Annotated in this window: 16 protein-coding genes; 2 read left to right on the top strand and 14 right to left on the bottom strand. The window is 71.6% G+C overall.

The genetic code is table 11. From position 1 onward, the window contains the following. Positions 1 to 9 precede the first annotated feature (9 nt). A complete protein-coding gene (locus ACH4TL_RS19000; protein ID WP_398315479.1) occupies positions 10 to 1878 on the top strand; it encodes a CocE/NonD family hydrolase in 1869 nt (622 codons plus the stop codon). A 3-nt stretch (positions 1879 to 1881) separates the two neighbouring features. Here ACH4TL_RS19000 and ACH4TL_RS18995 read toward each other — a convergent pair whose 3' ends face one another. The 13 genes from ACH4TL_RS18995 to ACH4TL_RS18935 form a co-directional block, all read right to left on the bottom strand. Beyond that, positions 1882 to 2973 carry a DUF5937 family protein gene (locus ACH4TL_RS18995; RefSeq protein WP_398315477.1) on the bottom strand — a complete coding sequence of 364 codons (1092 nt, stop codon included), beginning with the start codon at positions 2971 to 2973 and terminating at the stop codon, positions 1882 to 1884. Positions 2974 to 3024: 51 nt separating this feature from the next. After that, positions 3025 to 3345, bottom strand: a complete 321-nt coding sequence (locus tag ACH4TL_RS18990) for a gas vesicle protein K (RefSeq protein ID WP_398315475.1) — start codon at positions 3343 to 3345, stop codon at positions 3025 to 3027. Continuing rightward, a complete protein-coding gene (locus tag ACH4TL_RS18985; protein ID WP_398315473.1) occupies positions 3305 to 3523 on the bottom strand; it encodes a gas vesicle protein in 219 nt (72 codons plus the stop codon). The genes ACH4TL_RS18990 and ACH4TL_RS18985 overlap by 41 nt, the downstream gene beginning before the upstream one ends. After that, the gene (locus ACH4TL_RS18980; protein WP_398315471.1) at positions 3520 to 4356 is read right to left on the bottom strand and encodes a GvpL/GvpF family gas vesicle protein; all 837 of its coding nucleotides are present in this window, start codon (positions 4354 to 4356) and stop codon (positions 3520 to 3522) included. The genes ACH4TL_RS18985 and ACH4TL_RS18980 overlap by 4 nt, the downstream gene beginning before the upstream one ends. After that, the gene (locus ACH4TL_RS18975; protein WP_398315469.1) at positions 4353 to 4706 is read right to left on the bottom strand and encodes a gas vesicle protein; all 354 of its coding nucleotides are present in this window, start codon (positions 4704 to 4706) and stop codon (positions 4353 to 4355) included. The genes ACH4TL_RS18980 and ACH4TL_RS18975 overlap by 4 nt, the downstream gene beginning before the upstream one ends. Further along, positions 4703 to 5098 (bottom strand): gas vesicle protein GvpO, encoded by a 396-nt coding sequence (gvpO, locus tag ACH4TL_RS18970; RefSeq protein WP_398315467.1) that lies wholly within the window; start codon positions 5096 to 5098, stop codon positions 4703 to 4705. Before gvpO ends, ACH4TL_RS18975 begins: the two co-directional genes overlap by 4 nt. A 3-nt stretch (positions 5099 to 5101) precedes the next feature. Further along, positions 5102 to 5353: a gas vesicle protein GvpG gene (locus tag ACH4TL_RS18965; RefSeq protein WP_398315465.1), complete on the bottom strand. Its 252-nt coding sequence runs from the start codon at positions 5351 to 5353 to the stop codon at positions 5102 to 5104. A gap of 2 nt (positions 5354 to 5355) precedes the next feature. After that, positions 5356 to 6138 (bottom strand): GvpL/GvpF family gas vesicle protein, encoded by a 783-nt coding sequence (locus ACH4TL_RS18960; RefSeq protein ID WP_398315463.1) that lies wholly within the window; start codon positions 6136 to 6138, stop codon positions 5356 to 5358. Further along, positions 6138 to 6581 (bottom strand): gas vesicle protein GvpJ, encoded by a 444-nt coding sequence (gvpJ, locus tag ACH4TL_RS18955; protein ID WP_398315461.1) that lies wholly within the window; start codon positions 6579 to 6581, stop codon positions 6138 to 6140. The genes ACH4TL_RS18960 and gvpJ overlap by 1 nt, the downstream gene beginning before the upstream one ends. Positions 6582 to 6608: 27 nt before the next feature. Beyond that, positions 6609 to 7535 carry an SRPBCC family protein gene (locus tag ACH4TL_RS18950; protein WP_398315459.1) on the bottom strand — a complete coding sequence of 309 codons (927 nt, stop codon included), beginning with the start codon at positions 7533 to 7535 and terminating at the stop codon, positions 6609 to 6611. Then, complete coding sequence (locus ACH4TL_RS18945; RefSeq protein WP_398315457.1) at positions 7535 to 8053, bottom strand: hypothetical protein; 519 nt, start codon at positions 8051 to 8053, stop codon at positions 7535 to 7537. The genes ACH4TL_RS18950 and ACH4TL_RS18945 overlap by 1 nt, the downstream gene beginning before the upstream one ends. Positions 8054 to 8157: 104 nt before the next feature. Beyond that, a complete protein-coding gene (glpK, locus tag ACH4TL_RS18940) occupies positions 8158 to 9675 on the bottom strand; it encodes a glycerol kinase GlpK (RefSeq protein WP_398315455.1) in 1518 nt (505 codons plus the stop codon). Positions 9676 to 9687: 12 nt separating this feature from the next. Beyond that, on the bottom strand, positions 9688 to 10575 hold the full coding sequence (locus ACH4TL_RS18935; RefSeq protein ID WP_398315453.1) for an MIP/aquaporin family protein: 888 nt from the start codon (positions 10573 to 10575) through the stop codon (positions 9688 to 9690). Positions 10576 to 10793: 218 nt separating this feature from the next. Here ACH4TL_RS18935 and ACH4TL_RS18930 point away from each other — a divergent pair, with 218 nt between their 5' ends. Next, positions 10794 to 12065 (top strand): FAD-binding protein, encoded by a 1272-nt coding sequence (locus ACH4TL_RS18930; protein ID WP_398315451.1) that lies wholly within the window; start codon positions 10794 to 10796, stop codon positions 12063 to 12065. A 14-nt stretch (positions 12066 to 12079) separates the two neighbouring features. Here ACH4TL_RS18930 and ACH4TL_RS18925 read toward each other — a convergent pair whose 3' ends face one another. Then, positions 12080 to 14473 carry a phosphoketolase gene (locus ACH4TL_RS18925; RefSeq protein ID WP_398315449.1) on the bottom strand — a complete coding sequence of 798 codons (2394 nt, stop codon included), beginning with the start codon at positions 14471 to 14473 and terminating at the stop codon, positions 12080 to 12082. Positions 14474 to 14533 lie beyond the last annotated feature (60 nt).

Raw genomic sequence — 14533 nt, 5'->3', positions numbered from 1 at the left:
GTCTCCCCCATGGCACCGACCGGGCGGACCGAGGCCGCGGAACACCTCGGCGACGGACTGTGGCGGCACCTGCTGCGCGTGCCCGTACGGGACGGGGTGGTGCTCACCGCGGATCTGTACGCGCCCGGGGAACGGCCAGGGCCGCGCCCGGTGATCCTTGAGCGCACCCCGTACGGCCGCCGCGCCATCCGCGAGTCGGACCGGTGCCGCCACGACGAACCTGTGCCGATGCCCGAGGAGACCTCCGCCTTCTTCGTCCGGGCCGGATACCACGTGGTGCGGCAGGACTGCCGGGGCCGGGGCGACTCCGAGGGCACCTTCGTGAAGTACCTGGGCGAGGGTCCGGACGGCGCGGACACCCTCGACTGGATCGCCGCACAGCCCTGGTGCGACGGCCGGGTCGCGATGATGGGCGTGTCCTACTCGGCGCACGCCCAGACGGCGGCCGCGGCCGAGTCCCCAGCCCCGCTGGCCGCGATGTTCATGGACTCCGGCGGCTTCGCGAGCGCGTACGAGGCGGGCATGCGGATGGGCGGCGCCTTCGAGCTCAAGCAGGTCACCTGGGCGTTCCGGCACGGCGAGGAGAGCCCGGAGGCGGAACGCGACCCGCTGGTGCGCAAGGCGTTCGCCGGGACCGATCTGCGGGACTGGTTCACCGTGCTGCCGTGGCGCACCGGCGTCTCCCCGCTGGCGCAGGTCGGCAGTTACGAGCGGTATCTGCTGGACCAGTGGCGGCACGACGCGTTCGACGCGTACTGGCGGCAGCCCGCGATCTACGGGCGGGGGCACTACGACCGCTTCCCCGACGTGCCGACGCTGCACATGGCGAGCTGGTACGACCCGTATGTACGCTCCACGATCGAGAACTTCACGGCCATGGGGCGGCTCAAGACGTCCCCGGCGTATCTGGTGATGGGTCCGTGGACGCACGGCGCGCGCTGCGTCACCTTCGCCGGTGACGTGGACTTCGGGCCCGGCGCCACGTTCAGCGACAACGTGGACACCTCGTATCTGACCTTCCGGCAGCGCTGGTTCGACGCGGTGCTGCGCGGCGGTGACCTCGGCGCGATCCCGCGGGTGCGGTACTTCCTGATGGGCGGGGGCGACGGCCGCCGCGACACGGCCGGGCGGATGCGGCACGGCGGCCGGTGGCACACCGACACCCGGTGGCCGCCGTCCGGGACCCGGGAGACCGCGTTCTACTGCCACACCTCGGGCGAGCTGAGACGGGAGAGACCGGCGGAGGCGGACGCGTGGGTCGAGTACGACTTCGATCCGGGCGACCCGGTGCCGACCCTGGGCGGCCAGGTGACCTCGGGCGAGCCGGTGATGGTCGGGGGCGCCTTCGACCAGGTGCCGGACGAGCGCTTCTACGGGGCGCGCGAGCCGTATCTGCCGCTGAACTCACGGCCCGATGTGATCTCGCTGGTCACCCCGCCGCTGGACGAACCGCTGGTGGTGGCGGGCCCCGTCACCGCCCGGCTGTTCATCTCCTCGACCGCGCCGGACACCGACTTCACGGTGAAGCTGGTCGATGTGCACCCGCCGAACGAGGACTATCCGCACGGGTTCGCCATGAACCTCACCGAGGGCATCTTCCGGTGCCGCTTCCACGCGTCGTTCGAGCGGCCCGAGCCGCTGGTGGCGGGCGAGGTGTACGAGATCGAGATCCCGGCGCCGGACACCGCCAACCACTTCGGGGCCGGGCACCGGCTGCGGGTGGACATCTCGTCCAGCAACTTCCCGCGCTTCGACGTCAACTCGGGCACCGGTGAGCCCGAGGCCGTCACCCGGCGCAAGGTGGTCGCCACCAACCGCGTGCACATGGACGCGGAGCGCCCCTCGGCGGTGCTGCTGTGGACCCGGCCCGGCGCATGAGAGTCAGCGCATGATGGTGGCCAGGACGTCCTGCCCCAGCCGGAGCAGAGTGTCGGTGGCCAGCCGGTGGTACACGTACTTGCCCTCGCGCTCGGACTCCACCAGCCCGGCGTCCCGCAGCTGCCGCAGGGTGCGCGAGACCTGCGTATCGTCCAGGCCCAGCCGCTGGGCCAGTTCGGACGTGGTGATCGGCTCACCCAGCAGATGGCGGCACAGCTCCATCCGGCCGAGCGACGCCAGCGCGGACATCCGGGCCCGCAGCTCCGCCTGGGTGAGCTGCCCGTCCGCCTGCCCCTCCAGCGCGGCGAACTGGAGCACGACGGGACGGGACGCCTCGTCCTTGACGGTCAGATGCGGCCATACGTGGACGGAAGGGACCAGGAAGAGCGGGCGCGGCCCGATGTCGATCTCGTCGACGGCCAGCTTGTCGTAGCGCACCCGGGTGCCGCCCTGGGAGACGACCGCGGTGGGGCTGAGCCCGGCCAGCACCTCGGCCAGGCCCTTTCTGCGGACATCGGTGCGGAACCGCACCACGGACGCCTCAAGACGGTCGTACACCGCGCGCCACTCGGCCGCGAAGAACGCGGTGCCGCAGCGCTCCAGGAAGTCGATCAGCCGGGTCCGCATCCCCTCCGGCGAGGCCATCAGCTCGTGCGCCAGCTCGCCCCGCCGGAACGAGCGCCGCTCGCACTGAGTGATGAAGCGGCAGGCGGCCCCGGGGTCGTTGAGCAGGCTGTGGGCGTCCGGCACCCGCTCCCGGAAGCCCAGCACCCCCTGCGCGCACAGCTCCGTGAACTCCTCCAGCGGCAACTTCTCCAGCAGCCGCAGCTCGTCCTCGAAGGACTGGTCGAGCGGCAGCGCCAGTGGGAACAGCAACCGGCAGCGCAGCCGCGCCCACAGCGGCGACAGGGCGCTCATCTCCTGCGTGAGCGACGCGTCGAAGGTCGTCCCGAGACGGCGCGTCCAGCGCTGCGCCTCGGGGTGGTGGTCCGGCTCGGCCAGGATGTGCAGCACGGACATGAGCTCCGCGAGCGGCGAGCGCCCGACGTGGACGTCGGCCGCCCGCGCTGACCGGAGGTTGAGCGTGATCCCCACCCGCGCAGCGTACAGCCGGATGCGCGGACGGGGACGGCCAGGCAGCGGGGATCAGTCGCGGGGCAGGAGGGGGCCGAGCGGTCCGAGGTCCAGGTTCAGGTCATCCTCGGTGAGTCCGAAGTGCTCCCGCAGCTCCTCCATGTTCTTCTCCAGCGCCATCAGTGTGAGCCCGAGCTTCTCGATCTGCTCGTCGCTGACGCCTCCCTGGTCGACGCGGCGCAGTGCCTGCCGCTCCATCAGCTGGCGCAGCAGCTCCACGATGGTCAGCACCAGACCGGCCAGGCTCTTGCGCACCGACTCCTCGTCGACCTCGATCCGCCGGGGGCGGTGGTCAGGGTCGCGGGGGTCGTGCGGGCGGCGCTCGATGCTCATCCGCGTCTTCCATGTCGTCTATCCGTACGGAGGCGATCAGCGCGCGAAGGGAAATGCGCACCAGATCGATGTCGGCGATGCTCAGGGTGATCTCCCCGGCGATCACGACGCCGCCGGCCAGCACCCGGTCGAGCAGATCGACCAGGGCCACCTCGCGCCGCTCGATCGCCCGGGTCACGACGCCTCCTCGCGCTCGGGCCGTTCGCGTTCGGGCTGCTCGCGTTCGGGCTGCTCGCGTTCGGGCGGCGCGGTGAACGAGTACGGGGGCCACGGGCCGCTCAGCTCCAGGTCGACGTCCGGGTACCGCTCCCCGAGACCGGTCACCGCGGCGGAGAACTCCTCCGTCCGCTCGTCCGGCACCATATAGGAGTTGTTGAGCACCATCCAGCCCTCGTACGCGGCCAGCCGCGCGTCCTGCGGCGGATGGGTGGCGCTCGCCACGGCCAGGGCGGCCAGGGCGGTGTGGATCTCCTCCGCCCGCTCGGTGGCCCGCAGATGGGCGGTCTCCTTGTCGTCCCGCTGGGCGCGGCGGCGCAGCAGATAAGCGGTGCCGGGGCTGTCGCCTGACGTCTCCTCGTCGCCCGGGTCGGGCAGGAAGGCGCGCGGGTCGACGTAAGCCTTGACGCCCCACTCGGTGCGTCCGGCCACCCGCGCCAGCGTCTGCGCGAGGTCGTCCCGCCGCTCCTCCAGCATCGTGCGGACCCGCCCGTCGTCGTGGTAGATCGTGGCGAAGCGCAGCGGGATGACCTGGCCGTATCCGGCCGCCCTGCCGATGACCCGGTGGTGGGCCCTGGCCGCCCGCTCCAGCCAGGGCAGGTCCTCCAGATGGGCGCGCAGCGGCTCCTCGCCGAAGTCGGCCAGCGGTACGGAGCCCACCACGGCGGCCAGCCCGGCGTTCCCGACCAGCCGCACCGGCTCGTCCGCCACGCCGGTGAGCCCGGGCGGGGCGCCGTTCTCCTCGCGGGCCGCGGTCACCGCGTACAGCCAGGTGGCAAGGGCCTCCTCGGTCACCGTCCGTCCTCCCGTTCCGTGTCGCGGCCGGATTCCAGCTCGCCGACGCGGCGCCGCAGCCGCTCGTTCTCGTCCAGGACGTCGCGGGCGCCGGAGGAGAGCGTGGGGTCGTGCTCCCACCAGTCGATGCCCATCTCCTTGGCCCGGTCCACGGAGGCCACCAGCAGCCGGATCTTGATGGTCAGCAGCTCGATGTCCAGCAGGTTGATCTGGATGTCCCCGGCGATGACGATGCCCTTGTCGAGCACCCGCTCCAGGATGTCGGCCAGGCTGGAGGACTCCCGGCGGGCCGGTTCGGGCGGCGCGCCCATGCGGCGGCTCGGCACGTTCCAGTCGGCGCCCTGGCTCATGTCCGCTCCTCCGACCTGCCGCGGTAGTAGCGCCGGGCGCGGCGGTACGAGACGAGCCCGCCCTCGCCGTCGACCTCGACCCGGTACTCGGCGAGGATGTCAGTGGAGTCCGGGATGCGATGGGTCTCCAGCACTTCGACGCCGACGAGCCAGCCGTCGTCGTGGCGCTCCACCGAGGTGATGCTCTCCGGGTCGTGTCCGGTCAGGTCGCGCAGCTCACGGGCGGCGCTGCGGGCGGCCGACCGGGCGGTGGCGGCGGTGCCCCGGGCGCCGGACGAGCCGTGCCGGGTCTCGGGTGCGGACCGCCGGTCGTCGGCGGCGGACCGCCGGGCGCGCCGGGGCCGCTCCCGCTCCTCGCCGTGGTCGCGTCCGTCCCGTTCCTCGCGGACCACGGCTCACACCTCCAGGCCCCCGCCGGGCGGGCCACCGGCCATCAGGCGGCGGACCAGTTCGTCCTCCTGGCGGGCCGCCTCCTCCTCGGTCAGCTCCCCGGATTCCCGCTGCTCCGCGACCTGCTCCAGGCGCTGCTGGATCACCGCGGGGTCGTACAGCTGCCGGTGGGCCTCGTCGTGCAGCTGCTCGGCGATCCAGACGACGCCGCGCACCGGGGCCAGCGGCCAGGTGACCAGTCCGCTGAACAGTCCCATGGCTATTCGTCCTCCTTGGCCGGGCTGATCGCGTCGGCCACGAAGTCGTACGGGGCCAGGGGCCCGAGCAAGCGGATCCGGACCCGGCCGTTCCAGTGCTTGGCCAGCTCCTCGGCAGCCTGCTCGAAGGCCGTCCGCTGCTCGTCCTCGACCAGGAAGGAGGCGTTGACCAGCCCCTCGGCGGAGGACGGTTCCGTGCTCATCGAGCCGAGCGCGTGCGGGCACAGCCTGCGGTCCACTTCCAGCGCGTCCACCGCCCGTTTGGCGGCGATGGCGTCCATGACCAGCTGTCCCAGCTGGATGCGCTGCTCGTACCCGGCCTCCTCCGGCAGCCCCTGGAGCTCCTCGCGGAGCCGTACGGCCTCGGGCTGCTCGGTCAGCACCTCGCGCAGCACCGCGTCCTGTACGTAGCGGGCGCGCAGGGTGAACTGGGAGCGGCCGCGCAGCCTGTCGAGGGCGAGCGCGAAGTCGTCGTGGCCCTCGGCGAGCAGTTCATCGGTGACCGCCGCGGTGTCGCGCACCACCGTGCCGAACCGGAACGGCAGCACGGGGGAGGACTTCGCCGCCAGCGAGTCCAGCACCCGGGCGTGGGCGCGCAGATCCTCGGGGGTGCCCAGCGGTTCGTCGAGGGGCACCTCGCTGACCACGGCGGCCTGACCGCCGTGGCGCACCAGGGTCACCTTCGCGTCCGGATCGCCGACGGCGACCAGGTCCCTGACCGCGTCGTCGCTCCGGTCGTCGGTCACGACCCCGTAGACGTAGCAGGCACGTTCGTCCTCGGCCATCACCGCTCGCGCTCCCTGCTCGTACTCCGCCGGCGCCGGGGCCGGTCACCGGCTTCGACTTCGTCGCGCTCGCCGCGCTCGTCGTCCTCGTCGCCCTGGATCAGGTCGGAGACGGTGTCCTTGACGCCTTCCAGGGCGCCCTTGGTCTTCTTCCGCCCGCCGCTCTCCTGGATCTCGTCCATGAGGCCGGGCAGTCCCTTGGTCTCGGTGCCGCTGCGGGCGAGATCGAGGCGGTTCGTCGCCTCGGCGAACCGCAGATAGGTGTCGACGCTGGCGACGACGATGCGGGCGTCGATCGTCAGGATCTCGATGCCCACCAGGGAGACGCGGACATACACATCGATGACCAGCCCCTTGTCCAGGATCAGGTCGACCACGTCGACCAGGGCGCTCGAACTGGCCCGGTCCAGATACTGACTCTGCTGGCTTGCTACGGTCACCACGCTCACCTGTTCCGGGAGCAGGAGCCGTCAGCGCCGCGAAGGCTGCGCCGGCTCCTTGTCCTCCTCGTACTCCTCCTCGTACTGGTCCTCGTCGCCGTACTCGTCCTCGGGCTCTCCCTCTTCGGCCTCTTCGCCCTCTTCGCCCTCCTCGGCCTCTTCGGCCTCTTCGTCCTCGGCCTCCACGACCTCGCCCTCGCGTATCTCGCCGCGCCAGCCCTCGATCTCGTCCGGGTTCAACAGCACCTCCGCCATCAGATGGCGGCGGAAGTGCTTCAGCTCCAGGCGGACCCGGCGGCCCTGGGCGCGCCAGATGTTCCCGGTCCGTTCGAAGAAGCCCTGGGGGTAGTACTGGAGGACGACCATGATCCGGGTCAGCTCGGGTGCGAGCTCGTGGAAGGTGATCGCGCCGTTGACGTGGCCCTTCTCGGCACGCGACTTCCAGACGATCCGCTTCTCGGGAATCTGCTCGATGATCTCGGCACGCCACTTGCGGTGGGACCAGAAGACCTGGGCCTTCCACTCCATCTCGGTCTCGGACTCCTGCTGAACGTCCTCCACCTTCTTCATGAAGGTGGGGAAGTCCTCGAACTGCGTCCACAGGTCGTAGGTGAGGTCGAGGGGAGCGCCGACGTCGATCTCCTCGACGATGTTGGTGACCTTGAGCTTCTTGTCCTTGTCGCCGTCCTTGCCACCACCCCCTCCGAGGCCCGGGATGGCTTCCTTGGCCTTGTCCACGGTCTTCTCCTTGAGCTGGTTCAGCCCGGCCTTGATCAGCGGCTTCATAGGGAGGCTGAACCCGGAGCCGCCGCCGTCGCCGAGGTTGGTCACCGAGGTCAGGGCCTTCTCGCCGAGTGCGGTGACCAGGTTCTGCGCTTCCTTCATCAGCCGCTCGGTGGGCAGCTCCTTGACGAGCGTGCCGAGCCCGCCCGTCTGCTGGTCCGGTCCCTCAGCCATCACCGATCACCCTTGTCGCCCTTGTCGTCCCCGCTCTTCCGGCCCTCGCCACCGCGGCTGCTCTCGGACGCGGGGCGCCTCCGGGGCCGGTCCTTACGGTCGCCCGAGGATCGCGCCCGCTCCCCGCGCTCCCCGCGCGACGACTCACCGCGCGACGACTCACCACGGGACCGTCCGCCGCTGCCGCGGCGCTCGTGCTCCTCGTCGTCCGCCTCGTGTCCGTCCGGGCCGTGGCCGTTCGGACGCAGCGACTCGGCACGGTGCTCCAGCCGGTCGCTCAGCGCGTCCATGCGGTGACTGGCCGCCGACAGCGCCGCCGACCGACCCGCGGACACCAGTTGGCCGCGCAGCCGACCGATTTCCGAGGACGCCAGATCCTGAATACCGCCCGGGAGGTTTCCGGACGCGAGACGTCGGCCTGCCGCCATCCCGGCGAGGGTGAGCGCCAGGCCCACCTTGTGGCCACGCCCGAAGAGGTAGCCGCCGGTGAAGGCCAGTGCCGTCTGGCCGCTTTTCATGATCGCTCCTCCTCCTGCCCCGCACAGCGATACACTCATATGGGCTTATTAACCAAGTATGGTGCATTTCGCCCATTCGGGCATCGGGGAGCTGCGAGGCGGGGTCAGTCCACCGGGACCCAGTTCAGGGTGCGCTCCACGGCCTTCTTCCAGCCCGCGTAGCCCTCCGCGCGCTGCTCCTCGCTCCACTGGGGCTCCCAGCGCCGGGATTCGCTCCAGTGCGAGCGCAGCTCGTCGGTGTCCCGCCAGAAGCCGGTGGCCAGGCCCGCGGCGTAGGCGGCGCCCAGGGCAGTGGTCTCGGCGATGACGGGGCGGCTGACCGGGACGCCCAGGATGTCGGCCTGGATCTGCATGCACAGCTCGTTGTCGGTGACACCGCCGTCCACGCGCAGGACGTCGAGGTGGATTCCGGCGTCGCGTTCCATCGCCTCCACGACGTCCCGGCTCTGGTAGCAGATGGCCTCCAGCGTGGCCCGTGCCAGATGGCCATTGGTGTTGTAGCGGGTGAGGCCGACGATGGCGCCACGGGCGTCGGAGCGCCAGTACGGGGCGAAGAGGCCGGAGAAGGCGGGGACGAAGTACACCCCGCCGTTGTCCTCGACGGTGCGGGCGAGCCGTTCGCTGCCCGGGGCGTCGTCGATGACCTTCATCTGGTCCCGCAGCCACTGGACGGCCGAGCCGGTGACGGCCATCGAACCCTCCAGGGCGTAGACGGCGGGGCTGTCCCCGAACTGGTACGCCACCGTGGTGAGCAGCCCGCTGGTCGAGCGGACCAGCTCCTGTCCGGTGTTCAGGAGCAGGAAGTTTCCGGTGCCGTAGGTGTTCTTGGCCTCGCCGGGCGCGAAGCACACCTGCCCGACGGTGGCCGCCTGCTGGTCGCCGAGGACACCGGTGATGGGGGTGGGGCTGCGCAGCGGGCGGGAGGTGCGGGCCTGGCCGTACGCCTCGGGGTGGGAGGAGGGGTTGATGACGGGGAGCATGGCGCGCGGGATGCCGAAGAGGGCGAGGAGTTCGTCGTCCCAGTCGAGCGTCTCCAGGTTCATCAGCATGGTGCGGCTGGCGTTGGTGACATCGGTGGCGTGGATGCCGCCGGAGGGCCCGCCGGTGAGGTTCCACAGCACCCAGGCGTCGGTGTTCCCGAAGAGGGCGTGGCCCGCCTCCGCGGCCTCCCGGACCCCGTCGACGTTCTCCAGAATCCACTTGATCTTGCCGCCGGAGAAATAAGTGGCGGGCGGCAGCCCCGCCTTGCGGCGGATGGTGTCGCCGTGGCCGTCGCGTTCGAGGGCGGAGGCGATGGTGTCGGTGCGGGTGTCCTGCCACACGATGGCGTTGTAGTACGGGCGGCCGTCGCGCGGGTCCCAGACGACGGTGGTCTCGCGCTGGTTGGTGATGCCGATCGCGGCCAGGTCGGCGGGTGAGAGCCCGCCCGCGCGCAGGGCGTTCTGCATGACGGAGTTGGTGCGTTCCCAGATCTCCACCGGGTCGTGCTCGACCCAGCCCGCGCGGGGCAGCAGCTGGTGGTGTTCGAGCTGGTACCGCGCCACCTCGCCGCCGTCGTGGTCGAAGATCATGAAGCGGGTGCTGGTGGTTCCCTGGTCCACGGCACCGACGAAGTCCGGCATGCCGCCTCCTCCTTAGACTTCGGGTCCCTCGGGGGCCGGGATGCGTCCCACTTCCTGTGGTCCGGCCTTCGGGAGGAAGCGGCTGACCAGGACCTTGTAGAGCGCGGCTCCGACGAGTCCGCCGATCAGCGGGCCGACGATGGGCACCCAGAAGTAGAAGTTTCCGTACTGGTCGCGCCACGCGGTGCCGTAGCCGGTGAGGAAGCTGGCGAGCCGGGGGCCGAAGTCACGGGCCGGGTTGATGGCGTAGCCCGCGTCGGCACCCCACGCCATGCCGATCGCCACGACGACCAGACCGATGATGAGCGGCGCCAGGTTGGCCTTGGGCGGATCGTTCAGGAGGTCGGTGAGGGCGAAGATCAGCAGCACCAGGATGGCGGTGCCGATGATCTGGTCGCGCAGCGCGCCCCATTCGCTGACCGGCAGCGCCCCGTTGCCGGGCAGGGTGGAGAACACGAACTGGGTCTTGAAGGTGTGCCCCGGGTCGGCGTGGCCCAGCACCTCGGTGTAGTTCCAGCGCACCAGGAGGGCCGCCACGAACGCGCCGAGCGTCTGGGCCACGACGTACGGCGCCACCTTGCGCCAGGGGAAGCCCTTGAAGGCCGCCAGGGAGAGGGTCACCGCCGGGTTGATGTGCGCGCCGCTGAGCCGCGCCGCCACGTACACGCCGAGGGTGACGCCGAGACCCCAGCCCCAGGCGATGGAGTCGTGGTCGCCCAGCCCGCCGGGCGGCTTCGTGAGCGCCCCGCCCGCCACCACCTGGGCCACCACACCGCAGCCGAAGAGGATGAGGATCATGGTGCCCGCGAACTCGGCGCTGAGTTCGCCGAGCATGCCGCCCCGGGTTCCGGTGTCCCGGGTGCCGTCGTCCCGGGTGGCTCTGTTCTTCTCCTCCGCCATGGCCGCCCCTCTCCAGCGGTGCGCGAGCGGCGGTACCGATCGCGTTCCGCACCATCGTGTGCGCGGCCCCGGCACGGCGGCCCGTCCTGTTGCTCCGTACGGGTCACATCGGGCGGCGGCGCGGGCGGTCTGTACGGACCCGGGGCCGGGGCTGTACCAAGGTCCTTGCCACATCACCCCAGGCCCCGGCGCGGGCCCCAGCAGGAACAGGAGCGCGGATGCTGACCACCGGAGCCACCACCAACTGGGCAGGGAACATCACCTTCGGCGCGGCCCGGCTGCACCGCCCGGCCACCCTCGGCGAGCTGCGGCGGATCGTCGGCTCCGCCGACCGGGTCCGGGTGCTGGGCACCGGCCACTCCTTCAACCGCATCGCCGACACCGACGGCGATCTGGTGTCCCTGGACCGGATGCCGCACCGGGTCGAGATCGCCCCCGACGGCACGACCGCCACCATCGCCGCGGGCATGCGCTATGCCCAGGTGGCCGAGGAACTGCACACCGCGGGCTACGCCCTGGCGAACCTCGCCTCGCTGCCGCACATCACGGTGGCGGGCGCCTGCGCCACCGCCACCCATGGCTCGGGCAATGTGCAGCGCTGTCTGGCCGCGTCGGTGGCGGGCCTGGAGCTGGTGGGCCCGGAGGGCGATGTCACCGAGCTGCGCCGGGACACCGAGGCCGACCGGCTGTCCGGTGCGGTGGTCGGGCTCGGCGGGCTGGGCGTCGTGACCTCGATGACGCTGGACATCGAGCCCGCCTACGAGGTGGCGCAGTGGGTGTGGACCGGGCTGCCGCTGGACCGCCTCGGGGACAGCTTCGACGAGATCTTCGCGGCCGCTTACAGCGTCAGCGTGTTCACCGACTGGCACGCCGACGAGGGCGTGGTGTGGCTGAAGTGCCGTACGGATCTGCCGGGCCCGCCGGAGCCGGGCCAGCCGTGGCTGGGCGGCCGCCCGGCCGACCGCCACCACCACCCGGTGCCCGCGATGCCACCGCTGCACTGCACCGAGCAGCTGGGCTCGCCCGGGCCGTGGCACGAGCGGCTGCCGCACTTCCGGCCGGACTTCACGCCCAGCAACGGCGACGAGCTCCAGTCGGAGCTGATCCTGCCGCGCACCGCCGCCACCGAGGCGTTCGCTGCGCTGCGCAGCATCGGGGACCGGATCGCACCCGTGGTGCAGGTGTCCGAGGTCCGCACGGTCGCGGCGGACGAGCTGTGGCTGAGCCCCGCGTACGGCCGGGACTGCGTGGCCCTGCACTTCACATGGGTGCCGGACCACGCGGCGGTCATCGAGGTGGTGGCCGCGATGGAGGAGCTGCTGCTGCCGCTGGGGGCGCGGCCGCACTGGGGCAAGCTCACGGCGGCGGCTCCCGGGCGGATCGTCGCCTCGTACGAGCGGGCCGCCGACTTCCGGCGGCTGCTGGCCGACCACGACCCCGCGGGGAAGTTCCGCAACGCCTTCCTGGACGGCTACTTCCCCGCGGGCTGACCGTCAGGGGGCGGCTAGCCGGTCCAGGACCACTCGGCGACCTCGGGCATGTCGGTGCCGTGTTCGCGGATCCACTGGTGGTGGCGGGCGCGGGCGTCCTGCATCCGCTGCCGTACGGACGCGGCGCGCACCGCGAGCCCCGGGGTGCGGTCGATGACGTCGATGACCAGGCGGTAGCGGTCCAGGTCGTTGCGGACCACCATGTCGAAGGGCGTGGTGGTGGTGCCCGCTTCCTTGTAGCCGCGCACGTGCAGATGCGGGTGGACGGCGCGGCGGTAGGCCAGCCGGTGCACCAGCCACGGATAGCCGTGGTACGCGAAGATGACCGGCCGGTCGCGGGTGAACAGGGAGTCGAACTCGGGGTCCGGCATCCCGTGCGGATGCTCCTCCCTGGGCAGCAGCCGGGTCATGTCGACGACGTTGACCACGCGCACGGCCACATCGGGCAGATGGCGGCGGATGATCCCGGCGGCCGCCAGCACCTCCTGGGTGGGCACGTCGCCCGCGGCGGCCAGCACCACATCGGGCTCCCCCGCGCCGGTCTCCGTCCCCGCCCAGTCCCAGCTTCCGGCGCCGCGGGCGCAGTGCACACGGGCCTGGTCGAGGTCGAGCCAGTCGAAGCAGGGCTGTTTGCCCGCGACGACGACGTTGACGTAGTCGCGGCTGCGCAGCACATGGTCGGCCACGCACAGCAGGGTGTTGGCGTCCGGCGGCAGATACACCCGTACGACCTGGGGGCTCTTGTTGAGCACATGGTCGACGAAGCCGGGGTCCTGGTGCGAGAAGCCGTTGTGGTCCTGCCGCCACACATGGGAGGTCAGCAGGTAGTTGAGGGAGGCGATGGGAGGCCGCCAGGGCAGGTCGCGGGCCACCTTCAGCCACTTGATGTGCTGGTTGACCATGGAGTCCACGATGTGCACGAACGCCTCGTAGCAGGAGAACAGGCCGTGCCGCCCGGTGAGCAGATAGCCCTCCAGCCACCCCTGGCAGAGGTGTTCGGAGAGGACTTCCATGACCCGGCCGTGCCGGCTCAGATGCTCGTCGGTGACGAGGATGTCCTCCTGCCACGCCTTGCCGGTGGCCCGGTAGACGGCGTCGAGCCGGTTGGAGGAGGTTTCGTCGGGGCCGACGAGGCGGAAGTCGCGGCGGTCCGACGTGTCCTCCATGATCTGCTCCAGCAGCCCGCCGAGCACCCGGGTCGGCTCGTGCAGGGTGACGCCGGGCTTGTCGACGTGCACCGCGTACCGCGCCAGGTCGGGCACGGGCAGATCGCGCAGCAGCAGTCCGCCGTTGGCGTGCGGATTGGCGCCGAGGCGGCGCTTCCCCTCGGGTACGCAGGCGAGGACCTGCGGGCGCGGGCGCCCCTCGCCGTCGAACAGCTCCTCGGGACGGTACGAGCGCAGCCACCGCTCCAGCAGCCGCAGATGCTCCGGGTTCTCCCGGACGGCCGGCAGCGGCACCTGGTGGGCGCGCCAGGTGTTCTCGACGGGCAGGCCGTCGACCTCGGCCGGACCGGTCCAGCCCTTGGGCGTACGGAGCACGATCACCGGCCAGCGCGGGCGCTCGACGGCGTCCTCCTCGCGGGCGGTGCGCTGGAGGAGGGCGATCCGGTCGAGCGCCTGGTCCATGGCCCGGGCCAGCGCCCGGTGGGTGTCGAGCGGATCGTCCCCGGGGCGCGCGGCGACGTGGATCGGCTCGTGGCCGTATCCGCGGAGCAGGTCGTCCAGCTCCGGTTCGGGGAGCCGGGCGAGCACCGCCGGATTGGCGATCTTGTAGCCGTTGAGGTGGAGGATCGGCAGCACGGCGCCGTCGTGGACCGGGTCGAGGAACTTGTTGGCGTGCCAGGAACCGGCCAAGGGGCCGGTCTCGGCCTCCCCGTCGCCGATGACGCAGACGGCCAGCAGTCCGGGGTTGTCGAGGGCCGCGCCGTAGGCGTGCGCCAGGGAGTAGCCCAGCTCACCGCCCTCGTGGATCGAGCCGGGGGTCTCCGGGGCGACATGGCTGGGCACCCCGCCGGGGAACGAGAACTGGCGGAAGAGCCGGGCCATGCCCGCCGCGTCCCGGCTCACGTCCGGGTACACCTCGGCGTAACTGCCGTCCAGCCACGACCCGGCGAGCACCGCGGGCCCGCCGTGGCCGGGGCCCCACACGCAGATCGCGTCCAGGTCGCGGGCCTTGACGACCCGGCCGAGGTGGGTGTGGACGAGGTTCAGACCGGGTGAGGTGCCCCAGTGGCCGAGCAGCCGCGGCTTGATGTGCTCGGGGCGCAGCGGCTCGGTCAGCAGGGGGTTGGCCAGCAGATAGATCTGGCCCGCCGCGAGGTAGTTCGCGGCGCGCCAGTGGGCGTCCAGGGCGTGCAGCTCGCGCTCGGTGGGGTCGTTCGGCTCCGTGGTTGCCGCGTCGGGCATGGGCCTCTCTCTCCGCTCGTCCTGTATTGGATGATGCGTACCCCTTTTGCTGGTCGGGTC

It is taken from the genome of Streptomyces sp. NPDC021115, from assembly GCF_044333065.1.
Lineage (GTDB): Bacteria > Actinomycetota > Actinomycetes > Streptomycetales > Streptomycetaceae > Streptomyces.
Note: the sequence above shows the minus strand (reverse complement) of the source record. Positions and strands in the feature narration are given on the sequence as shown.